19 protein-coding genes are annotated in these 21576 nt (G+C 69.9%); 9 read left to right on the top strand and 10 right to left on the bottom strand.

Translation table 11 applies throughout. From position 1 onward, the window contains the following. Positions 1-46: 46 nt before the first annotated feature. Positions 47-457, top strand: coding sequence for a DUF5313 family protein (locus tag FRANCCI3_RS03510; protein ID WP_011435150.1), 411 nt, complete (start codon positions 47-49; stop codon positions 455-457). 190 nt (positions 458-647) lie between these two features. Here FRANCCI3_RS03510 and FRANCCI3_RS03505 read toward each other — a convergent pair whose 3' ends face one another. Further along, positions 648-2129, bottom strand: a complete 1482-nt coding sequence (locus FRANCCI3_RS03505) for an NAD(P)H-quinone dehydrogenase (RefSeq protein WP_011435149.1) — start codon at positions 2127-2129, stop codon at positions 648-650. A 193-nt stretch (positions 2130-2322) separates the two neighbouring features. On the opposite strand from FRANCCI3_RS03505, the gene FRANCCI3_RS03500 reads away from it, so the two are divergent. Continuing rightward, positions 2323-2763, top strand: a complete 441-nt coding sequence (locus FRANCCI3_RS03500) for a gamma-glutamylcyclotransferase (RefSeq protein ID WP_011435148.1) — start codon at positions 2323-2325, stop codon at positions 2761-2763. A 106-nt stretch (positions 2764-2869) separates the two neighbouring features. Here the strand turns inward: FRANCCI3_RS03500 and FRANCCI3_RS03495 are convergent, their stop codons facing one another. From FRANCCI3_RS03495 to FRANCCI3_RS03480, 4 genes are all read right to left on the bottom strand, one after another. Continuing rightward, positions 2870-4087, bottom strand: coding sequence for an amidohydrolase (locus FRANCCI3_RS03495; protein WP_023839885.1), 1218 nt, complete (start codon positions 4085-4087; stop codon positions 2870-2872). Positions 4088-4162: 75 nt separating this feature from the next. Continuing rightward, complete coding sequence (locus tag FRANCCI3_RS03490; protein ID WP_011435146.1) at positions 4163-5311, bottom strand: glutamate--cysteine ligase; 1149 nt, start codon at positions 5309-5311, stop codon at positions 4163-4165. Positions 5312-5532: 221 nt separating this feature from the next. After that, complete coding sequence (aspS, locus tag FRANCCI3_RS03485) at positions 5533-7395, bottom strand: aspartate--tRNA ligase (RefSeq protein WP_011435145.1); 1863 nt, start codon at positions 7393-7395, stop codon at positions 5533-5535. Between the two features lie 181 nt (positions 7396-7576). Then, positions 7577-7963 carry a hypothetical protein gene (locus FRANCCI3_RS03480; protein WP_023839883.1) on the bottom strand — a complete coding sequence of 129 codons (387 nt, stop codon included), beginning with the start codon at positions 7961-7963 and terminating at the stop codon, positions 7577-7579. A 39-nt stretch (positions 7964-8002) separates the two neighbouring features. Between FRANCCI3_RS03480 and FRANCCI3_RS03475 the strand changes: the two genes are divergently transcribed. Both FRANCCI3_RS03475 and FRANCCI3_RS03470 read left to right on the top strand, forming a co-directional pair. Continuing rightward, a complete protein-coding gene (locus tag FRANCCI3_RS03475; RefSeq protein ID WP_023839882.1) occupies positions 8003-8815 on the top strand; it encodes a purine-nucleoside phosphorylase in 813 nt (270 codons plus the stop codon). 18 nt (positions 8816-8833) lie between these two features. Continuing rightward, on the top strand, positions 8834-10876 hold the full coding sequence (locus FRANCCI3_RS03470; RefSeq protein WP_011435143.1) for a phospho-sugar mutase: 2043 nt from the start codon (positions 8834-8836) through the stop codon (positions 10874-10876). Here the strand turns inward: FRANCCI3_RS03470 and upp are convergent. After that, entirely contained in the window at positions 10822-11460 is a 639-nt protein-coding gene (gene upp / locus FRANCCI3_RS03465; protein ID WP_011435142.1) for a uracil phosphoribosyltransferase, read from the bottom strand. The two genes, FRANCCI3_RS03470 and upp, sit on opposite strands and share 55 nt — an antisense overlap. Positions 11461-11500: 40 nt before the next feature. Between upp and deoC the strand changes: the two genes are divergently transcribed. Beyond that, positions 11501-12280 carry a deoxyribose-phosphate aldolase gene (gene deoC / locus FRANCCI3_RS03460; RefSeq protein WP_108913196.1) on the top strand — a complete coding sequence of 260 codons (780 nt, stop codon included), beginning with the start codon at positions 11501-11503 and terminating at the stop codon, positions 12278-12280. Positions 12281-12382: 102 nt separating this feature from the next. Here the strand turns inward: deoC and FRANCCI3_RS03455 are convergent, their stop codons facing one another. The 4 genes from FRANCCI3_RS03455 to FRANCCI3_RS03440 form a co-directional block, all read right to left on the bottom strand. Further along, entirely contained in the window at positions 12383-12973 is a 591-nt protein-coding gene (locus tag FRANCCI3_RS03455) for a DNA-3-methyladenine glycosylase I (RefSeq protein WP_035730889.1), read from the bottom strand. Between the two features lie 200 nt (positions 12974-13173). Continuing rightward, complete coding sequence (locus FRANCCI3_RS03450; RefSeq protein WP_011435139.1) at positions 13174-14274, bottom strand: adenosine deaminase; 1101 nt, start codon at positions 14272-14274, stop codon at positions 13174-13176. Between the two features lie 87 nt (positions 14275-14361). Then, positions 14362-15666: a thymidine phosphorylase gene (locus FRANCCI3_RS03445; RefSeq protein ID WP_011435138.1), complete on the bottom strand. Its 1305-nt coding sequence runs from the start codon at positions 15664-15666 to the stop codon at positions 14362-14364. Then, positions 15663-16142 carry a cytidine deaminase gene (locus FRANCCI3_RS03440; RefSeq protein WP_011435137.1) on the bottom strand — a complete coding sequence of 160 codons (480 nt, stop codon included), beginning with the start codon at positions 16140-16142 and terminating at the stop codon, positions 15663-15665. The genes FRANCCI3_RS03445 and FRANCCI3_RS03440 overlap by 4 nt, the downstream gene beginning before the upstream one ends. A 76-nt stretch (positions 16143-16218) precedes the next feature. Here FRANCCI3_RS03440 and FRANCCI3_RS03435 point away from each other — a divergent pair, with 76 nt between their 5' ends. The 4 genes from FRANCCI3_RS03435 (at position 16219) to FRANCCI3_RS03420 (ending at position 21531) form a co-directional block, all read left to right on the top strand. After that, complete coding sequence (locus tag FRANCCI3_RS03435; RefSeq protein ID WP_011435136.1) at positions 16219-18306, top strand: serine/threonine-protein kinase; 2088 nt, start codon at positions 16219-16221, stop codon at positions 18304-18306. 93 nt (positions 18307-18399) lie between these two features. Further along, positions 18400-20424 carry a serine/threonine-protein kinase gene (locus tag FRANCCI3_RS03430; RefSeq protein ID WP_011435135.1) on the top strand — a complete coding sequence of 675 codons (2025 nt, stop codon included), beginning with the start codon at positions 18400-18402 and terminating at the stop codon, positions 20422-20424. Positions 20425-20674: 250 nt separating this feature from the next. Continuing rightward, positions 20675-21070: a succinate dehydrogenase, cytochrome b556 subunit gene (sdhC, locus tag FRANCCI3_RS03425; protein ID WP_011435134.1), complete on the top strand. Its 396-nt coding sequence runs from the start codon at positions 20675-20677 to the stop codon at positions 21068-21070. Next, entirely contained in the window at positions 21070-21531 is a 462-nt protein-coding gene (locus FRANCCI3_RS03420; RefSeq protein ID WP_011435133.1) for a succinate dehydrogenase hydrophobic membrane anchor subunit, read from the top strand. Before sdhC ends, FRANCCI3_RS03420 begins: the two co-directional genes overlap by 1 nt. Positions 21532-21576: the final 45 nt, after the last annotated feature.

Raw genomic sequence — 21576 nt, 5'->3', positions numbered from 1 at the left:
CCGTCGACTGCCACCTCTCCACCGCAGACTTCATAGGCTGCGAGGTATGGACGGTAACGACAGCCCGACGGTGAGCGGCCAGGACCGGAAGCTGGCGGTGGCCCGCCCGGTCGTTCAGCGACCACCGCTGACCGGGCGAGTGCACTACCTGCTTGGGGGGACCCTTCCTCCGGCCTACAACGACTGGGTCTCGCATGACCTCACCGGCCCCGGCTGGAGGCTGCGCCAGGCGACACGGCCCTTCCTGCTGATGTTGCCCTTCGCGCTGATCTTTGCCCTGCTGCCCGGTGAGCTCGAAGTCCGAGCCATCGTCGTCGCGTTTCTTCTGATTTCTGGGATCGGGCTCGGCTTCGCCACCAGCGGGTTCTTCCGGAACCGCCGGCTGGAACAGCATGGCTTTCCTCCAATTTTCCCCACGAGCGACGATGAGGACGAGGGGGACGGGGACAACTCGTAGCCTTCTCCACAGGCAGGCGTCGGCAGTACTCGCCGCGCCGACCTTCGTCATGAGAGTCGGGACGGGTCGGTGCCCGCGCCACTCGTCTGCGTCTGCGGGCAGCGCCCGGCAGCGGCGACTGCCGTCCGCGGCCCAACACGGCAGCCCAAGATGGCAGGAGGTGCCGCGCGCGGCCCTGCCGGGCCCCTGCTCACTCTGGGTTGTCGAATCCCGCGAAGAAGTCGCGCGTACGCAGGACGCGAGCCGCCTCGGTGATCGATCCGGAGAGCGACGGGTAGATCGAGAACGTATGTGCGATTTGATCGACGGTCAGACCGTGTTCGACCGCGAGCGAGATAGAGAGGATGAGTTCGGATGCACGCGGCGCGACAATGACACCGCCAAGCACACTTCCACTCCCCGGACGGCAGAACAGTTTCACGAAGCCGTCCTCAATACCCATCATCTTCGCCCGCGGATTCCGCGAGAGTGGAACTGTGGTCACCTCGGCTGCGACTGCCCCGGTGTCCTTCATCACCTGCGTGACTCCGACGGTGGCGATTTCCGGCTCGGTGAAGATGTTGGACGACACCGTCCCGAGCCGCAAGGGTGTGACGGCCTCGCCGAGGGCGTGCCACATGGCGATACGCCCCTGCATCGCGGCGACCGATGCGAGCGGGAGGACTCCGGTGCAGTCACCGGCCGCGTAGACACCCGGCACCGAGGTCCGCGACATCCGGTCCACGTTCACATGCCCACCAGGCCCAAGCCGTACCCCCACGTCAGTCAGTCCCAGGCCCTTGGTGCGTGGTACCGAACCAACCGCCATCAGAGCGTGGCTTCCCGTAACGGTCCGGCCGTCGGTCAGCTCGACGATCACACCGTCCCCGATGCGCCGTACCGACGCCGCCCTCGATCGGTTGAGCACCTCGATCCCACGCCGCACGAACACATCCTCGATGACCCGGGCGGCATCCGGGTCCTCCCCCGGCAGCACGCGTTCGCGCGAGGAAACCAGCGTGACCTCGGCGCCAAGCGCCCGATACGCGCTGGCGAACTCGGCTCCGGTGACGCCGGAACCGACGACGACCAGATGTTCGGGTATCTCCTTGAGGTCGTAGAGGTGGCGCCAGGTGAGAATCCGCTCACCATCTGGCCGGGCCGTGGGGAGGTCGCGTGGTGAGGCGCCGGTCGCGATCAAAATCACATCACCGACGAAGGTTTCACCGGTGCTGGTCTCGACTGCGTGCGGCCCGACGAGGCGCCCAGAGGCGTGCACGACATCGACCTTCTCGCGCTCGAGCCGGCGCTCGATGTCCAGGGACTGGGCCTTGGCTAGATCACGGACCCGTTCGTACACCTGCTCCGCATCCACATTGACGACCTCCGGGGGCGTGAGCGGCCGGGTGCCCGAGTCCGTGCCGGTACTGATCCCCCAGGCCACGGGGGGCAACGCCGGTTCCGGCCCAGAGCCAAGACTATGCGGGCGGACACCCAGGCCGGGAGCTAGAGCGAGGTTCGTCATGGTCTCCGAAGTTGCGATCAAGGTTTTGGAGGGAACGCAGTCGGTGAGCACACAGGCACCACCGACCCCCTCCGAGTCGATGACGGTGACCGTCGCGCCGAGTGAGGCGCCGACGAGAGCCGCCTCGTAGCCTCCGGGCCCTCCACCAAGAATGACGATGCGAGTCACGTGCCCTCCCGATCCGGTATCGCTTCCTTATCATCTTGCCCCGCCGCCGCGGCCGCTCTCCTGCCGGTGCGGGAGGCTCCGTAGGATCGCAGACGGAGTCCGACATCGGCGATGTCAGGTAGGGCCATCTTCCTCCTTTCATGAGCGGAAATTACAGTTACAATCACGCACCGTAACCCTCCGAGAGATCACAATGACCTTGTACGCGGCTTACGCCGGCAACCTCGACCCGGCGCAGATGAAGGAGCGGGCCCCGCACTCGCCCGTGACCGGCACTGGATGGATCAATGGCTGGCGTCTCACGTTCGGCGGTGAAAACGTCGGTTGGGATGGAGCCTTGCCGACCATCGTCGAGGCTCCGGGTGCTCACGCGTACGTCCTTCTGTACGACCTCGACCGTTACGACCTGGAACGGCTCGACGTCTGGGAGGGCGCGGACACCGGCCTGTACACCCGCATCCGGGTGCGGGTCTCCACCCTTGATGGGGAGGCCCTCGCCTGGACCTATGTTCTCGACGCCTACGAGGGAGGACTCCCGTCGCGCCGGTACCTCGAGATGATCGCCGATTCCGCGGAGAAGGCCGGGGCACCCGCCGATTACGTGGCCGAACTCCGTTCGCGACCGACCGCATGACGCATCACGGCAGCGTGACGCATCACGGCAGCGTGACGCATCACGGCAGCGTGACGCATCACACCATGAGGCGCGGCCGCGGATCCGGACAGAGGCGGACGTAGCGTCACGGCGCCGGGGGCGTATGGGTCAGCAGATCGAGAGCCGCGCCGGCAAGCAGCTTCACGCCCACACCGATCGCCCTCTCGTCCACGTCGAAGCTGCCCTGGTGAAGGTCGTAGGTGTGGCCGCCGGGTGTCCGAGTGCCCAATCGGGCCAAGGCCCCCGGCACGTGGTTCAGATACCAACCGAAGTCCTCACCACCAAGCGATTGCGCCACCATGGTGGAGGCCCCATGACCAAACACGCGGTCGACGACGGTCCGAAGGACCTCGACGACATCCACGCTGTTCACCACGGGCGGCACGCCACGGCGGTAGTCGACCACGATCTGTGCTCCGTACGGTGCGACGAGCTGCTCGGCAACCTGAGTGACCAGCGCCGGCACGCTCTCCCAGGTCTCCCGGGACAGGGTGCGGACCGTGCCTCGAAGCTGACCGGTACGAGGGATGGCGTTGGCAACGGTTCCCGCCTGCACCTGACCCCAGACCAGGGAGAGCGCCGACCTGGGATCGACCAGTCGCCCCAACGCGGCAGGGAGATCGGCCGCAAGGCGGACGAGCGCGTACACCAGGTCGACTGTGTTCTGTGGCCGGGAGGTGTGACCGCCGGGCCCGGCCAGCGTGATTTCGACGGCATCGGCGGCAGAGGTGATCGGACCCGTCCGCAGACCGATCATGCCCAGGTCGAGCGCCGGATCGCAGTGCAGCGCGATCGCCGTGGTCACCGGCTTCAGCACGCCCGCGTCGATGATGTCCAACGCGCCGCCCGGCATGAGCTCCTCCGCGGGCTGGAACACCAGGCGCACGGTCCCGGGCAGCGTGGACACGCGTGCGACCTCGGCAAGCGCGAGTCCGGCGCCGAGCGCCACGGTCGTGTGTACGTCATGTCCGCAGGCGTGAGCCACACCCGGAACGGTGGAGCGGTACGGCACGTCCTTGATATCCGAGAGCGGAAGAGCGTCCATGTCGGCCCGCAGCATGATCACGGGAGCGCCTGGATCATGATCGACGCCGGCACCGATGTCACACCACAGGCCAGGAAGGTCCGGCAGGCGCTGCGGCGACAGTCCCGCGGCCCGAAGCCGCGCCTCGACCTGCTCGGCGGTGCGGTGCTCCTGCCGGCCGAGCTCCGGGTGAGCGTGGAGATCGCGACGCAACGCGATCAGCTCGGATTCGTGCGCGGCCACCCACCCGGCGACCGCCGCGGTCTCGTCAACCTTCATCTGCCGGCCGGGCTCCTCCCTGCACACGCCACGCGGGCCCTGAACGCAGGCGGTTCGGGGTATTCGCCGGCGTGTCTAGCCGTCGACTACCGGACGGCCGGTGTTCATCTCTTCGAGAAGGGTATCGACGACCCGGGTGAGATCTCCACCGGCCCGCCGGGCGGCGTCCCGCTGCCGGATATAGCTCGCGCCCGTCCGCAGGATGGTCAGCGTGTCGGAGAGCTCGGATGAACAACCGAGACGGTGGGCGACCGGAAGCAGATCCTCCACGAGATCGGTGATGTCATCCCGGACCGGCCGGATACCGCCCCGACCATCGACGATGATCTGCGCGTCCAGACCGTACCGGGCCGCCCGCCACTTGTTCTCCTGCACGAGCCATCGTTGCGGGGTCGGGAGACGATACCCACGATCGATCTGGGTGTTCATGCGGTCAACCAGGCACTGCGCGAGAGCCGCAACCGCCCCCACCTCCATCAGGGACGGCAGACCATCGCAGACCCGCAGTTCCACGGTGCCGAAGTTGGGATGTGGACGGATGTCCCACCAGACCTCGCGGATCGTCTCGATGGTGCCGGAGACAATCAGTGTCTCCATGAACGACTCGAAACCCGGCCAGTCCTCCAACGGGTACGGCAGCCCCGCGGTGGGCAGGCTCGCGAAGACCTGTGATCGCGATGAGGCCAGCCCGGTGTCTCCGCCCAGCCAGTAGGGCGACGACGCCGACAAGGCGAGAAAATGTGGGACATAGGCCATCAGAGCGTTCACGATCGGCATGGCCTTGTCCGCAGACCGCACTCCGACATGTACGTGGACGCCGAAGATGAGCAGCCGCCGGGCCAACCACTGCATCTGGCTGACCAACCGGAAATAGCGATGATCCTCGGTGATGCGCTGTCCCATATAGTCACTGGCTGGGTGCGTGCCGCTGCACATCAGCCCGATCCCGCGCCGTTCCGCCAGATCGCGCAGCAGCGAGACGGTTCCAGACAGGTCCGCGGTCGCTTCCTCCACCGAGTCGCAGACCCCGGTGATGACCTCGATGGTCGACTCGAACAGCTCGTGCTTGGCCTTGGCCGCCTCGCACTCCCCGACCTTCGCCCGCAGCTCGTGAAGAATCCCGCTGGCCTCGCCGCGAAGTTCGCGCGATTGCTGGTCGACGAGCTGCAGCTCCCATTCGATGCCGAGACTGGTGCTCGACGACGACGAGAAAGGGATCTGCACCTGGCCTCCTGGGGTCGGGTCTCGGGGTCGGTAACAGCTCGGGGTCGGTAACAGCACCAGACAGCCGTCACCCACCGGCTCGGCTCACGGGCAGCAGAAGGTGACTACCCCATTCGGCCCGTTCCTACCCCACCACCCCACCGGGGAAGCTGGCCAAAGGCCTGGTCGCGGCAATGCCCGGCCCCGACCACCGCACCGCTCATCGGCCAGGCCCGACGCACTCAGACGGCTACCGGGCCCTGCCCCTGTCCCGGTGCCGGTGCCGGTGCCGGTGCCGGTGCCGTGACCACCCGCACCCCCAGCTCACGCAGCTGACGATCGGTCACGGGCGTCGGGGCGCCCGTCAACGGGTCGAGTCCCGACTGGGTCTTGGGAAAGGCGATGACCTCCCGGATGTTCTCCTCACCGGCGAGGATCGCCACCAACCGGTCGATCCCCACCGCGAATCCGCCGTGCGGTGGTGCCCCGTAGCCAAAAGGGGTGAGGAAGAAGCCGAATCGAGCCTTCGCCTCCGCCGGCGAGATTCCGAGGATCCCGAAGATGCGCTGCTGGAGACCGCTCTCATGGATCCGGATCGAACCGGATCCGAGTTCCCAGCCGTTGAGCACCAGATCGTACGCCCGGCTACGCACCGCGAGCGGATCGGTCTCCAGCTTGTCCACATCGTCGGGGTGCGGACGGGTGAAGGGGTGATGCCCCGGCTTCGGCCGTCCGGTGCCAGGGTCCACCCCGACGAACAGCGGGAAGTCGACGACCCACACGAACCGCAACGGACCTTCGCCGGCCGGTGGGCGGCCCAGATCGTTGCGAAGCTGGCCGAGTACCTCGCAGGTGGTCGCCCACTCGTCGGCGACCAGGAGAAGAAGGTCTCCCGCCACCGCCGCGGTTGCCGCGACGATGCCGGCGAGTTCCTCGGCGGAGAGAAACTTCGCCACCGGGGACTCCAGTTCACCGCCGGGACCGACCCGCATCCAGACCAGGCCCTTCGCGCCCAGTCCCTTCGCCCGCGCGGTGAGATCGTCGAGCTTGCGCCGGTTGTGCGAGGCCGATCCGCCGGGTACGCGGATTCCCTTGACGGCCTCGGCCCCGGCGAACGCCTTGAAACCGCTACCCGCGAAGACCGCGGTCAGCTCTACGAGTTCCATGCCGAACCGCAGGTCCGGCTTGTCGACCCCGAAGCGGTTCATCGCCTCGTGCCAGGACATCCGCTCGATCGGCGGCACGGGGCCGCCGGTCACCGCCCGGGCCGCGGCCAAAACCGCCGCCGACGTCACGTCGAGCACGTCGTCCTGGTCCACGAAGCTCATCTCGAGGTCGAGCTGGGTGAACTCGTACTGCCGGTCGGCCCGTAGGTCCTCGTCGCGCAGGCACCGGGCGAACTGGAAATAGCGATCCGTCCCACCCACCATGAGCAGCTGCTTGAAAAGCTGGGGTGACTGCGGGAGGGCGTAAAAACTGCCTGGGAACTGGCGCGACGGAACGATGAACTCCCGTGCTCCCTCCGGGGTCGAGGGCATCAGCAGCGGCGTCTCGACCTCGACGAAGTCCAGCGGGGCAAGCGCCGAGCGCATCGCCGCAAGAACCGCCGAGCGGATCCGCAGGTTGCGCTGCATCCGGTCACGGCGCAGATCGAGATAGCGGTAGGCGAGACGAGTGGCCTCATCGACGGAGTCGGCTCGATCGTCCAGCGGGAACGGCGGCGGTGTCGCGACCGAGAGCACCTGCACCTCGCAGTCGCGTAGTTCGACCTCGCCCGTGGCCAGGGCGGGGTTCGCGGTCCCCTCCGGGCGGACGGCGACGGTACCGGTGATCCGCAATACGTACTCGGTCCGGACGTCGACCGAGCCGTCGACGACCGCCTGAATGATCCCGGAATGGTCACGCAGGTCGACGAAGGTCAGCGACTGGCCATGCTGACGGCGATGCGCCACCCAGCCACACACCGTCACGGTCTGGTCAACGTGATCCGATCGCAGATCACCGCACATATGTGTGCGCATGGCCGTGCGCTGCCGCCCGCCCGAGGTGGCGGCCCCCGCCACCGGGATCGGTAGCTCGCCGGTGGTCGACTGGGTCGTAGTCATCGATCCGTTGTTCCCATCGCAGTCTGGTCCGGCCCGCCGGGTACTTTTCTCGCCAGATGTGTGGCGATGTCACCGCGCCCGTCGCGGGATCCAGTCCTGACCCTATCGGCCGGTAACCGCGAGACCGCCGCTCCCGGCGGCCGCACGGGCCACACAGGCCGCACAGCGAGATCGTTCACTGTTAGCGCAGCGCGCGGATGAAACGGCTCGCCTCCCCGCGTAGCCGGGCCGGGATGCGCAGAACCTGACGGCCGCGGGGAGTGGTGAGCTCGACGGTGATCACATCTCCGTGCTTGACGCCTCGGGACGCCGTCACCTCACGACGGTCGAAGACGACGTCGAACCAGTCGCCCTCCCGCGGGAAGGGGGCGAGGACCAGCAGCCGCCGATCGGTCAGCACGATCCAGCGCGAGGCCCCGAACCGGTGTCCGACGAAGGATTCGACCTTCGCCGTGAACCGTCCGGGTCCGCTCGGGTCGGTGAGCCGACCGCGCAGCACGACCTCGGTGAACTCGCCGGACTCCAGGGGCACTGCCGGGAGACGACGGTGGGACGGTATCAGGGGCACGGGCGTCAGTGTCCTCCACACACCCCGTACAGTCGCCGGGTGAGGGCACAGGCGGACGAACCGAATGCGGCGGCCTCGGCCGCCACCCTGGCCGAGCTGACCGGAGCCGACCGGCACGACATCGCGATTGTGCTGGGATCGGGCTGGCCCCCGGCCGCCGATGTACTGTCCCGGCAGGCGACCGACGTCACCGAGGTCACGTTTACCCAACTCGGCGGCTTCCCCTCCAACACCGACGTTCCCGGGCACAAGCCGACCGCACGCTCCGTCCAGCTCGGCGACCGTCGCCTGTTGATCTATCTGGGTCGCGTGCATCCGTACGAGGGCCATGACCTGTCCCGGGTGGTCCACGCGGTCCGCCTGGCCTGTGCGGCCGGCGCGTCGACCGTCATACTGACGAACGCCGCCGGCGGTCTGCGCGCGGACATGTACGTCGGCCAGCCCGTCCTCGTCGCTGACCATCTGAACCTGACCGGCCGCTCGCCCCTGGTCGGCCCGGCGTTCACCGACCTGACCGACGCCTATTCCCCCCGGCTACGGACGCTTGCCCGCGAGGTCGATCCCACCCTGACCGAAGGGGTGTATGCGGGACTGCCCGGTCCGCACTTCGAGACACCCGCGGAGATCCGCATGCTGCGGCTCCTGGGAGCCGACCTGGTCGGCATGTCGACCGTGCACGAGACGATCGCGGCGCGGGCCGCCGGAGCGGAGGTGCTGGCCCTGTCCCTGGTCACCAACCTCGCGGCGGGGATGAGCGGCAAGCCGCTGGATCATCTCGAGGTGCTGACCGCGGGAGCCGCCGCCGCGGAACGCCTGGGTATCCTGCTCGCCGACATCGTCACCCGGCTGTAGGACCGCGGCGGAATCGCGATGCCGTCCGCGTCCCGACCCGGCCCGACGTCCCTGCCCGGCCCGACGTCCCTGCCCAGCCCGACGTCCCTGCCCAGCCCGACGTCCCTGCCCAGCCCGCTCGCCGAGCAGGTCGAGGCCTGGCTGAACGATGATCCGGATCCCGCCGACCGGGCCGAACTGGCCCGGCTGCGCGACGGCGCGGGTCACGATGCCACGCTGCTCGCGGAACTGACCACACGTTTCCACGGACCGCTGCGGTTCGGCACAGCCGGGTTGCGCGGGCCACTGCGCGCCGGTCCAGCCGGCATGAACACTGCCGTGGTGCGCCGCGCCGCCGCCGGACTCGCCACCTGGCTCACGAGCAGGGCACCACCAGCACCGGCACCACCAGCACCGGCGGCACCGAAGCCGGATCCGGCCACGGCCGGGAGCTCCATGAACGCCGCACCGGGCTCGGCCGCGGCCCCGAATTCCTCGACGGCGACCGTCGTCGTCGGCTACGACGCCCGGCATCGCAGCGAGGCGTTCGCCCTCGACAGCGCCCGGGTGTTCGCCGGTGCCGGATTGCGGGCGCTGGTACTCCCCGGGCCGCTACCCACTCCGGTGCTGGCCTTCGCCGTGCGCAGGCTGGGCGCGGACGCCGGCGTGATGGTCACGGCCAGCCACAATCCGGCCACCGACAACGGCTACAAGGTCTACCTGGGTGATGCTTCCTCTGACGCCGCGAGGGGAGCGCAGCTCGTGGCTCCGGCGGACCGTGAGATCGAAGGAATGATCGCGGCTGCCGGCCCCGCCCGGGCGATCCCACTCGCCGAGACCTGGCGGAGGCTCGATGCGGATGTCGTCGACGACTACATACACGCGGCGGCCACGGCCGGCCGGGCAGCCACCGCCACAGCCACCGCCACAGCCACAGCCACCGACCTACGCACAGACGTGACCACAGACCCGACGGCCCTGACCGTTGCGTACACCCCGTTGCACGGTGTCGGCGCAGGCGTTCTCGGCGCCGTGTTCACCGCCGCGGGTCTCGCCGCACCCAGGGTCGTCCACGAGCAGGCCGAACCCGATCCGGAGTTTCCGACAGTCCAGTGGCCGAACCCCGAGGAGGCGGGGGCGATGGACCGGGTTCTGGCGCTCGGCGAGCGCATCGACGCCGATCTGGTACTCGCCAACGATCCCGACGCCGACCGGTGCGCCGTCGCCGTCGGAGGGCGGGTACTCAGCGGCGACGAGGTCGGTCTGCTTCTCGCCGATCATGTCCTGCACTCCTGCCCCGGTCCGGTGGCGACCACCATCGTCAGCTCCTCCGGTCTGCGTGCGCTGGCCGCCGAGGTCGGCGTTCCTTACGCCGAGACGCTGACCGGATTCAAGTGGATCATGCGTGCGGACGCGCGGCTGGTCTTCGGCTACGAGGAGGCACTCGGCTACGCCGTCGCCCCGGAGCTGGTCCGCGACAAGGACGGCATCACCGCCGCCCTCGCCATCGCCCTGGTCGCCGCGCGGGCGAAGCAACGAGGCCGGACCTTGCCAGACCTACTCGACGAGTTGTCCGCACGACTCGGTGTCCATCTCACGGGGCAACGCTCGGCGCGCTTCGACGACGTCACCCAGATCGACGAGACGATGCACCGCCTGCGGGCCCAGCCGCCGACCAGCCTCGCCGGGCGTCCCGTCACCGCGGTCCGTGACCTGCTGGCCGGTCCGCGGGACGGGGACGCACCGGCGGGAGGCATTCCCCCTCGACCCGCACGCCCCGTGGACCGCGCCGACGCGGCGCATCCGGTTCTGCCACCCGCCGACGTGCTCATGCTGTTCCTCGACGAGGACCGGGTGATCTTCCGCCCGAGCGGGACCGAACCCAAACTGAAGGTGTACCTCGAGACCGTGGAGCCGGTGCCGGGGCATGCCGTTGACGCGGTGCCCGCGGCTCGGGACCAGGCCGCGGCACGCCTGCTCCACCTGCATACGGCCGCGGGCAATCTGCTCGACGGACGCGACGGAGATCACATCTCGCCGAAGATCCGATCACCCGCGTCGCCGAGCCCGGGCACAATATAGGCCGTCTCGTTCAATCTCTCGTCGACCACGGCGGTCACAACGGTCAGGTCCGCCGTGCCGACCGCAGGGCCACCGGATTCCAGCGCCGCAAGGCCCTCCGGTGCTGCCACCACGGAGACCACGGTGACGCCCCGCGCCCCGCGGTCGGCGAGCAGCCGCAGACAGTGCAGGGCCGAACCGCCGGTGGCGAGCATCGGGTCGAGCAGCAGCACCGGGCGGCCGGCCAGATCGCTGGGCACCGCCTCCAGGTAGACCGTGGGTTCGAAGGTCGTCTCGTCGCGGGAGAGCCCGATGAACGCGGTGTGGGCGTCGGGAAGCAGGTTGAGCGCCGCCGGCAGCATGCCGAGCCCGGCCCGCAGCACCGGGACGACGACCGGCTCCGCGGCCAGCCGCACCCCGGAGGTCGTGGCCAGCGGAGTCGTGACGGCGACCGGCATCGTCGGCAGCGTACGGGTCGCCTCGTACACGAGCATCATCGCCAGGTCGTACAGGACGGGCCGGAACCGGGACCGAGGCGTGCGCTCGTCCCGCAGGACGGTCAGCGACGAGGCCGCGAGGGGATGGTCGACGATGTGCAGCTGCACGGAAGGACTCCTCGTACGCGAAGCCGGGCGATCGGCAATGATGCAACGTATGACAACGGCTCCGGCAGGATCGGACCGTCCCGGCGAGGAACCCGAGAAGTCCCCCTCCCGACCGGCCGCCGGCGCTCGCCCCACCCTGCGGCGCGCCGAGGTGGCCCGGATGGTCGACCACACACTGCTACAGCCGTCCGCCACCGGCGAGGAGATACTCGCGCTGTGCGGGGAGGCTGCCAAGCTGGGTGTCGGTGCCGTCTGTGTGGCGCCGACCCATGTCTACCTGGCCGCCGCGAGTACCCGACGGGACCGCGGTGAGGTCAGGCCGGCCTTCGGCGTCGCCTCTGTCATCGGCTTTCCGCACGGCACGCACCTGACCGTCATCAAGGCCGAGGAGGCGCGGCGGGCGGTCGCGGACGGCGCCACGGAGATCGACATGGTCATCGACATCGCCAACGCGATGGACGAGAACTGGCGAGCGATCGAGACCGAAATCACCGAGGTCCGGCTGTCGGTGCCGCCGGACGTCGTGCTCAAGGTCATCCTGGAGACGGCCCTGCTGCCGGACGAGAGCATCGGCGCCGCCTGCCGGGCAGCGGAGGCCGGCGGCGCCGAGTTCGTCAAGACCTCCACCGGTTTCCACCCGGCCGGCGGGGCCAGCGTGCGCGCAGTGCGGGCGATGGCGGCGGCCGTGGGTGGCCGGCTCGGCATCAAAGCCTCGGGCGGCATCCGCACCACCGAGAAGGCGATCGAGATGATCGAGGCCGGCGCGACCCGGCTCGGGCTGTCCGCCTCCGCGGATGTGCTCGCCGGCTTTCCCAGGTGACCGGCTTCCCCGGATGATCCGCCGGAGCTCCACCCAGCCCATCCGGCCGGTTCACGGCCACGGACTGAACCGCCGCCGACGGCCACAGCCGAGATCTGACGGCTAGCCCACGCCCCCCGCCACCCAGCAGCCAGACAGATGATCATCAACGAGCCCGCAGGCCTGCATCAGAGCATAGGCGGTGGTCGGACCGACGAAGACGAACCCGGCCGCGCGCAGCCCCTTGGCGAGCGCCACCGACTCGGGGGTCTTCGCCGGCACGTCGGCGAGGGTGGCCGGCGCCGCCCGCCCCGTCGGCTCCGGCTGGAACGACCAGATCAGCTCCTCCAGAGGATGGTCGAGCGTAAGGACGGCGCGGGCGTTGACGATCGTCGCCTCGATCTTGCGACGGTTTCGGACGATGCCGGCGTCGGCGAGCAACCGGTCGACATCCGCGGAACCGAACGCGGCCACGGCTGCCGGGTCGAATCCGGCGAACGCCGCCCGGAACGCCGACCGCTTGCGCAGGATCGTCAACCACGACAGGCCGGACTGGAACGCCTCCAGGGTCAGCCGCTCGAACAGACCGACCGTGTCCCTGACCGGACGCCCCCACTCGTAGTCGTGGTAGGCGACGTACTCCGGCGTGGACAGACCCCACGGGCATCGCGGGCAACCATCGGCTCCCACCACGACATCCGAGGCGGGCCTCACCGGGACATCCGAGGCGGGCCTCACCGGGACATCCGAGGCGGGCCTCACCGGGACATCCGAGGCGGGCCTCACCGGGACATCCGAGGCGGGCCTCACCGGCCCGGACGTCCCGGACCCGGAGATCCCGCTACCGAGCAGATCGGGTTCAGCGCCCGGCGGACCGCCGCTCAGCGGACCACCGCTCAGCGGACCACCGCTCATCAGGCTGACTCCGCGGAGACGAGCTCCGCATAGCCCGGCTTGATGACGTCGTTGATGAAATCGAGCCGCCGGTCGAAGGGCAGGAAGGCGGACTTCATCGCGTTGAGGGTAAGCCAGCGGATGTCGGACCAGCCGTAGCCGTTGACGTCCACGAGGGTCGCGAACTCACTCGACAGCGACACGCCGCTCATCAGCCTGTTGTCCGTGTTGACCGTGACCCGGAACTGCAGCCGGCGAAGCAGCCCGATGGGGTGCCGCTCGATGCTTGGCGCGGCTCCGGTGTGCACGTTCGACGAGGGACACATCTCCAGCGGCACCCGGACGTCGCGCACGTAGTTCGCGAGATCACCGAGGATCGCCTTACCGTCCGGATCGACCGTGATGTCATCGACGATGCGCACTGCGTGCCCCAGCCGATCGGCGTTGCACCACTGCACGGCCTCCCAGATCGACGGCAGGCCGAACGCCTCGCCCGCATGGATCGTGAAGTGGCCGTTCGCCCGCTGGATGTATTGGAAGGCATCCAGGTGACGGGTGGGCGGATTACCCGCCTCGGCGCCCGCGATGTCGAACCCGACCACGCCGGCATCGCGCCACCGGACCGCGAGCTGCGCGATCTCCAGCGAACGGGCCTGATGGCGCATCGCGGTGAGCAGGGCGCGAAGGTGCAGCGGTGTGCCGGCCGAACCGGCTCGGAACCCGTCAAGCACGGCCTCGACCACCGCGTCCAGGGACAGCCCGCGCTCGAGGTGCAGCTCGGGTGCGAACCGCACCTCGGCGTAGACGACGCCGTCGGCCGCGAGATCCTCCGCGCACTCCCGCGCCACCCGCATGATCGCATCCTGGGTCTGCATCACCCCCACCGTGTGCCGGAACGTCTCCAGGTAGCGGACGAGCGAACCGCTGTGCGCGCCGCCACGGAACCAGGTGCTCAGGGCGTGGACGTCCGTGGTCGGCAGATCGCGGTAACCGGTCTCGTCGGCGAGCTCTACCACCGTGGCCGGCCGGAGCCCGCCATCAAGATGATCATGAAGCAGTACCTTCGGTACCCGGCGGATATCCTCGACCGTGATCGTCGGGGACCGTGCGTCGTTCGTCATCATGTCCTCCGTCATCGTCTCGACGGTAGGCCACGGGTACGACAGAACAGCGACGGCACGATGACGACCCGGACCGCCGGGACCGGTTCAGCTGATGTGATCGAGGACAAGCGGTGTGCTCGGGGGCGGCGTCGCGGCGACCTCCACCGCTCCCGCCAGGGCCTCCCGGGCCCGCTCGACGCTGGCCGGGTCATCGGTGTGCAGTTCCAGCAACGGCTCGCCGGCCGTGACCGGGTCACCGATTCCCACCCGCCACCGCACGCCCGCCGTCGCGGAGACCGCGTCCTCCTTGCGGACCCGGCCCGCGCCAAGCCGCCAGGCCGCCAGGCCGACCGCTCGGGCGTCCAGGCGGTGGAGATGGCCGGTCGCCGGCGCGGGGACGGTCTCGACATGGCTCGCCGCCGGAAGCGGCGCGTCCGGATCGCCGCCCTGGGCCGCGACCATCGCCCGCCACACCGCAAAAGCGTCCCCGGCAGCCAGTACCTGCGCGGGATCATGAAGAGCACCGGACCGGTGGCCGAGTTCGGCGGCGACGAGGTCGATCATCACCCTGGCCAGCGCGACGGTGACCTCCACCAGATCCGCCGGCCCACCACCACGGAGGGTCTCCACGGCCTCGGCCACCTCCAGCGCATGCCCGGCGGTCCGGCCGAGGGGATGGTCCATCCCGGTCAGCAGGGCCTCGGTGCGGACCCCGGCGGCAACGCCGATCCGAACCATCGTCCGGGCGAGCTCACGGGCCTCATCCACCGACGTCATGAAGGCCCCGGAGCCGACCTTGACGTCCAGGACCAGCGCCGACGTGCCCTCGGCGATCTTCTTGCTCATGATCGACGATGCGATGAGCGGGATCGACTCGACGGTTCCGGTGACGTCCCGCAGCGCGTAGAGCCGGCGGTCGGCCGGGGCGAGGCCGGCACCCGCGGCGGCGATCACCGCACCCACCTCGGCGAGGAGCTCACGCATCCGGGCGGCCGACAGATCCGCCCGCCAGCCGGGGATCGCCTCCATCTTGTCCAGCGTTCCACCGGTGTGACCGAGCCCCCGCCCGGCGAGCTGTGGGACCGCGGCCCCACAGGCGGCGACCAGCGGCACCAGCACGAGCGAGACCTTGTCGCCGACCCCTCCGGTGGAGTGTTTGTCGACGGTGGGACGTCCCACACCGGTCAGATCCAGGCGCTCCCCACTGTCGATCATTGCGGCGGTCCAGCGGTCCAGCTCGGCGGGAGTCATCCCGCGCCACACCACCGCCATCAGGTACGCCGACATCTGCTCGTCGGCAACCAGACCCCGGGTGTAGGCGTCGACGAGCCAGTCGACGGCCCGGGGATCGACGGGTCGACCGTCCCGCTTGGCCCGGATCAGATCGACGACGTCGAAGCTTCCGCTCACGCGACACCCGGCAGATCGTGCGGTCCGAACGCTGCGGGGAGCAGGTCCGCGATGGTGCGCACGCCGTCGCCCATGGCGACGAGCAGATCCGGCCCGCCGTGCTCGTAGAGCAGCTGACGGCACCGTCCGCAGGGCGCCAACGGCGCACCGTCGGAGTCGACGCAAGCGAACGCCAGCAGCCGACCACCGCCTCTGGCGTGCAGCGCCGAGACGAGACCGCATTCGGCGCACAGCCCGAGGCCGTAGGACGCGTTCTCGACATTGCAGCCGACGACGATCCACGGGTCGTCACCGGTGGTACGTCCGGCGGCGTCCGGCAGATCCACGACCAGTGCGGCAGCACCAACCCGCAGACCCGAGTAGGGCGCGTAGGCACTCTGTGCGACACGGACAGCAGCGTTCCGCAACCGCTCCCAGTCTTTGTCGTTCACACTCCACCCCATGTCCGTGGTCCGTTCGGTCGCTGTCGCCAGCATGCCCGACCCCCCACGATCCGGCCACGATGTGATCCCATGGACGCGGGCCCCACCGGCGATCGGAAGGGACGACGGGATGGCAGGCGAGTCCCCGGACAATCCGGGTTCGGCCAGGGCGGTGACCCTCGTCGGGGGACGGTACCGGCTCGACGGGGTCATCGGACGCGGCGGATTCGGCGTCGTGCACCGGGCCACCGACGAGCTGCTCCAGCGCGTGGTTGCAGTCAAGGAAGTACGGCTGCCGCTCGGGGAGAACGCGGACGAACGCGGCCTGACCCGCGAGCGGGTCCTGCGCGAGGCGCGCGCCGCCGGTCGGCTGCATCATCCCGGTGCCGTCGCCGTCCTCGACGTCATCGACGATGGCGAGCTGCCCTGGATCATCATGGAATACGTTGACGGCCGGTCCCTCGCCACAATCATCAACGATCGCGGACCGCTGCCGGTCGAGGAGACGTGCCGGATCGGCATCAGCCTCGCCTACGCCCTGGAGGCCGCGCACCGGCTCGGCGTGGTGCACCGCGACGTCAAGCCGAGCAACGTGCTGGTGACCGCGGACGGCCGGGCCCGGCTGACCGACTTCGGCATCGCGGTCAGCCAGGGGGATCCCCGGCTTACCAGCACCGGGATGGTGATGGGCTCCCCCGCCTACCTGCCGCCGGAACGCGCCCGTGGCGATGCCGGCAGCGCCGCGGGTGACCGGTGGGGACTGGGCGCCACGCTGTTCACCACCGTCGAAGGTTACCCGCCCTTCACCGGCGGTGACCCGATTTCGGTGCTCGCCGCCCTGGTTCAGGGACGACGCCAGCCCTTCCGGCTGGCCGGACCGCTTATACCGGTGATCGACGACCTGATGGCCCCGCACGAGGCGAGCCGACCACCGCTCACCGTCGTACGCAGGCGACTGCGCGAGATAGTCGAACGAGATGCGGTCCGCCGGCCCTCGCGTCCTTCTCGGCCCACTCGCCCCCGCTCATCGACACGTACCACCTCCCCGGCCGCACGGGCCATACCGACCACACCGGCCGAGTCCGCCACCGAAGCCGTCCCCTCCGGCGACGTCACCGGGTTCCCGGAGACCGAGGTCCGGTCGGAGACCAGTGCCGTCTCCGGGATCAGTGCCGTCCCGGCACCGGTGGCCGCCCTGACCACGCCGGACACCGAGACGCGTCAGGACACCGAGACGCGTCAGGAGGCCACGCCGTCGCGGACACCTCGGTCCCGTCCCACCGGGCCGTTGGAGCGCATGCACTCGATCGACCGGATGCGTGCCCTGGGCGGAATCCCGGCCCGGGCCCGGCTCATCGGCCGAGGGCACGGCAACGGTCTCACCGGCGGCGACGTCGAACTGGCTAATCTCTTCGCCACTGCCGCACCGGCCTCCCCGCCGTCGACCGCCCGGCTGCGGCCGGCGCCCGACGGGCCGGCGGGAATCGAGCCGGCAGGAATCGGGCCGGCGGAAGATCCGCCACGCGACCCCGGCGCCGGGGATCGACGTCGCGTGACCATCGCCGTGGCGACGCTCGTGGCGCTGGTCGCCGCCGCGATCATTGGCATCGTGATCGTGGTGACAGGGGGCCCGGACGACAGGAGCCGCGACACCTCGGCCAACCAGACCGGCGGCATCTCGTCGCCGACCGGAGCCGGCGGGTCGGCCCTGGCGGATCCGGCGGCGGCCAGGGACCCCGTCGCCCGGGAAACCACCCCGGTTACGGGCCCGCCTGGCTGGGTGTCCTACGTCGATCCCACCGCCGGCTGGTCCGTGGCGTACCCCTCGGACTGGCAGCGCCGCGAGGGGCCCGGCGGACCCGGAAACGTCGACTTCGTGGACCCGGCTACCCGGTCCTTCCTACGTGTCGGTAGCGTCAGGCAGGCAAACACCTCTGCCATCGGCGACTGGCAACGCAACGAGGCCGGCTTCCGGCAGAGCGTGCGGGATTATCGGCAGATACGGCTGGCTCCCAGCGATGGTGGGGATGGCACCAACCAGGCCGACTGGGAGTTCGGGTACCGCGGGTCGGACGGGGTCATGGTGCATGTGCTCAACCGGGGTGCGATTCGCAACGGCCACGGATATGCCCTGTACTGGCATACCAGGGAGGATCTGTGGCTGCAGGATCAACCGTTGATGCGCCAGTTGTTCGCCACCTTCCGGCCCGGTCCGTGATGTCGGTCATCGATGGATTTGCGGTGCCCGTAGTGTTCGGAAAGATGCGGGCCGTCCGGCGCGCGCATCAGTCCATCTGTCAGACTTGACACGATGGCTAAATCGGCAAGCGTGCCCCCGGACACCTCCCGGCACGGCACACCTCGCTACGTAGCGCAACGCTACCGGCTCGACACGCCCATCGGGCGTGGTGGAGCCGGTGTCGTCTGGCGCGGTGAGGACGAACTACTCCAGCGTCCGGTCGCCATCAAAGAGATCCTCGTGCCGATGGCCGGCGCGCAGAACGAGCGCGACGCGATTCGGGCCCGGGTTCTTCGCGAGGCCCGCGCCCTGGCCAGGCTGCACAGTCCCGCCATCGTCTCGGTGTACGACGTGGTCGAGGAACATCAGCGGCACTGGATCATCATGGAACTCGTCGACGCGGACAGCCTCGGCGATGTGATCCGCAACCAGGGCCCGCTGCCTTTCGACCAGGTCGCCGCGATCGGGCTGGCGCTGACCGACGCGCTCGCCGCGGCTCATTCGGCGGGCGTGCTCCACCGCGACGTCAAGCCCGGGAACGTCCTGCTCGGGCGGGACGGCCGGGTGCGGCTCACCGACTTCGGCATCGCCGCGACCGAGGGCGACGTGACCCTGACCGGCACTGGGGCCCTGGTCGGTTCCCCGGCCTACATCGCTCCCGAGCGGGTCCGGGGCTCCTCCGGTACTCCCGCGAGCGACCTGTGGGGGCTCGGCGCGACGCTGTACTCGGCCGTCGAGGGTCAGCCTCCGTTCGAGGGCCCGGAGACCTACGCCGTACTGACCGCCGTGGTGGAGGGCCGCCGGCGGGCCTTCCGGCTAGCCGGTCCGTTGCGCAACCTGCTCAGTGACCTGATGGACCGGCCGGCCGAGGAGCGGCCCGACGTGACGGAGATCCGCCGGCGGCTGATCCCGATCGCGCGCAATGCGAATCCGGTACCGGCTTCGGTCATGCACGCCCGTCCTCGGACTGACGAGGAGACGGACGCGAGTTCCGTCGACGTCGGCCTGGAGAACCTCGACGACCCGGCCGAGCCGGCAGCAGGCGCCGGACCGGCCGCGGATTCCCGGTCGGGGTCGAGCGGCGGTGTCGCCGGGACCGCGGGAGTCCAGGCGGGCGAGGCAGCTTCGGCGGCCGTGGGAGACCAGGGGGCTGTCCCGGGCCCGGCGAACCGCCCGGCGTCCGCCGCCGCGCCGCCCGTCCCCGCTGACCGCGACGTCACCGTGGATCCCCTGCTCAACCCCCTTGGCGGGGCCGCCGTGGCGGCCGCGGGCGCTGCCGGGTCGCGCACCGGTCGTAGGGAACCCGACCGCGCCGGCCCATCGAACCGCGTGATCCCGCCGGATCGGACCACGCCGCAGAACCGCGCAGCACCGCCCGGCCGGACGCGGCCCGACCCCGACCACGACGCGCCGACCAGCATCGGGCTCAACAGCGTGGCGGGGCCTTCGGTGGACGACGACGTGACCCGCATCGGCGCGGTCACCCCCGTGTCGGCGACCTCCGACCTGGATCTGTTCGACGACGACAATCACGCCGCCGGACTGTTGCCCCTCGGCGAGGCCCGGCGCCGCGCCGAGCCTGCCCGCCACGACGGACACGGTCGCGGACCGGGCGACCCCCAGCGGCGTCGGCAGCGGACGATCGCGGTCGTGGCCGGAGCGGCCATGCTCGTGATGGGCGCGGCCATCGCCCTGACCGTCGGTCTGACCTCCGGCGGCTCGACCCCCGGGCCGAACGATGTCACCGCGCAGCAGACCACGCCACCGCCCATCGCGACCATCGCTTCATCCCCCCCGGCCGTGACTTCACGGTCCGCCGCGTCTGAGGTAGTCGCCCCGGACTCCCCGCGCTATACCCCCCGCCCCCGGCCGTCGTCGTCCGCGACCCCAACGACGACGCCGACGACGGAGACACCCACCCCGACTCCCCAGCCGAGCACCCAGGTTCAGACCTCCCCGCCGCCGACCCAGACACCACCCCCCAGGGTCACCCCCTCGCCGAGCCGGACGGCGCCGGCCTCTCCAGGGGGCACAACGCCGCCCGTCGTTTCGACGACGGCACCGGCGCCGACCGGAACCACCACCTTCGTGCCCTGACGACCCGGTCGAGGGACGGCTCGGGGAGCGGGCCGGCACCGGACGGCGCCGGAACCGGGGGTGGGGCGTCCCAGTGCCGCCTGTGGCCGAGTTCACCCGGACGCGCCCGGCCCGAACATGCCCTCCACCAGGCCCGGCACTAGCATCTGGGTGAGATGCACCATCGTCTCGACGATGTGTCGGGTCGCCAGAGCGCCCCCAGACATGACCTTTCCGGCCCATCGGCTGGGCCGATCCGGAGGAGCTTTCATTGCCGAAGGCACCAGCGGGCACGCTGTACCGCGGTCGAGAGGGTATGTGGTCCTGGGTGGCCCACCGGATCACCGGTGTCCTGGTCTTCTTCTTCCTCTTCGCCCACGTGCTCGACACCGCTCTCGTCCGGGTCTCCCCCACGTCGTACAACGAGGTGATCGAGGTCTACAAGAGCCCGATCGTCAACCTGCTCGAGGTCGGCCTGGTCGCGGCGGTGCTGTACCACGCCCTCAACGGCATCCGGATCATGTTGATCGACTTCTGGGAGTCCGGCCCGAGATACCAGAAGCAGATGCTGTACGTCGAGCTCGTCATCTTCGTCGTGCTGCTGGTTGCGGCCGCCTCCCGCATGCTGCTGCACACCTTCGAGACGCTGTTCGGGAGCACGACCTGATGACGACCGCTCCCCCCGGTGGCCCGGCGGGCCCGCGCGCGCCGGAACTCGTCGCGCCCCGCACCCCCGGGCTCTCCCGCCGGCGGGGGAAGCCGGGCAGCGCCAAGGCGCGCACCAACTTCGAGCTCTACGCCTGGGTATTCATGCGGGTCAGCGGCCTGCTGTTGTTCTTTCTGGTGCTCGGCCACCTGTTCATCATGAACATCCTCGACGGCGGGGTGCAGCGGGTGAACTTCGGATTCGTCGCCGGCCGCTGGGCGTCACCGTTCTGGCGCACCTGGGACCTGGTGATGCTGCTCCTGGCGGAGCTGCACGGCACCAACGGCCTGCGCACGATCATCAACGACTACGCCGGGCGGCCCCAGACCCGGTTCTGGCTGAAGACGCTACTCTATACCTCGGCGTTCCTGGTCGTCGCCCTCGGCACCCTCGTCATCTTCACCTTCGATCCCGACATCTGAACGCGCCGGTGATCCCGTGACCCCAGCATCGGACGGATGGAGGTA

The sequence above is a fragment of the Frankia casuarinae genome, from assembly GCF_000013345.1.
Classification (GTDB): domain Bacteria; phylum Actinomycetota; class Actinomycetes; order Frankiales; family Frankiaceae; genus Frankia; species Frankia casuarinae.
This window is presented reverse-complemented; position numbering and strand designations above follow the sequence as displayed.

Bases quoted from the DNA above. Each gene is read 5' to 3' on its own strand.
- FRANCCI3_RS03510 (WP_011435150.1), top strand. From the start codon at position 47: ATGGACGGTAACGACAGCCCGACGGTGAGCGGCCAGGACCGGAAGCTG.
- FRANCCI3_RS03500 (WP_011435148.1), top strand. From the start codon at position 2,323: ATGACCTTGTACGCGGCTTACGCCGGCAACCTCGACCCGGCGCAGATG.
- FRANCCI3_RS03495 (WP_023839885.1), bottom strand. From the start codon at position 4,087: ATGAAGGTTGACGAGACCGCGGCGGTCGCCGGGTGGGTGGCCGCGCAC.
- aspS (WP_011435145.1), bottom strand. From the start codon at position 7,395: ATGACTACGACCCAGTCGACCACCGGCGAGCTACCGATCCCGGTGGCG.
- FRANCCI3_RS03470 (WP_011435143.1), top strand. From the start codon at position 8,834: ATGCCGTCCGCGTCCCGACCCGGCCCGACGTCCCTGCCCGGCCCGACG.
- deoC (WP_108913196.1), top strand. From the start codon at position 11,501: ATGCAACGTATGACAACGGCTCCGGCAGGATCGGACCGTCCCGGCGAG.
- FRANCCI3_RS03450 (WP_011435139.1), bottom strand. From the start codon at position 14,274: ATGACGAACGACGCACGGTCCCCGACGATCACGGTCGAGGATATCCGC.
- FRANCCI3_RS03440 (WP_011435137.1), bottom strand. From the start codon at position 16,142: ATGCTGGCGACAGCGACCGAACGGACCACGGACATGGGGTGGAGTGTG.
- FRANCCI3_RS03435 (WP_011435136.1), top strand. From the start codon at position 16,219: ATGGCAGGCGAGTCCCCGGACAATCCGGGTTCGGCCAGGGCGGTGACC.
- FRANCCI3_RS03430 (WP_011435135.1), top strand. From the start codon at position 18,400: ATGGCTAAATCGGCAAGCGTGCCCCCGGACACCTCCCGGCACGGCACA.
- FRANCCI3_RS03420 (WP_011435133.1), top strand. From the start codon at position 21,070: ATGACGACCGCTCCCCCCGGTGGCCCGGCGGGCCCGCGCGCGCCGGAA.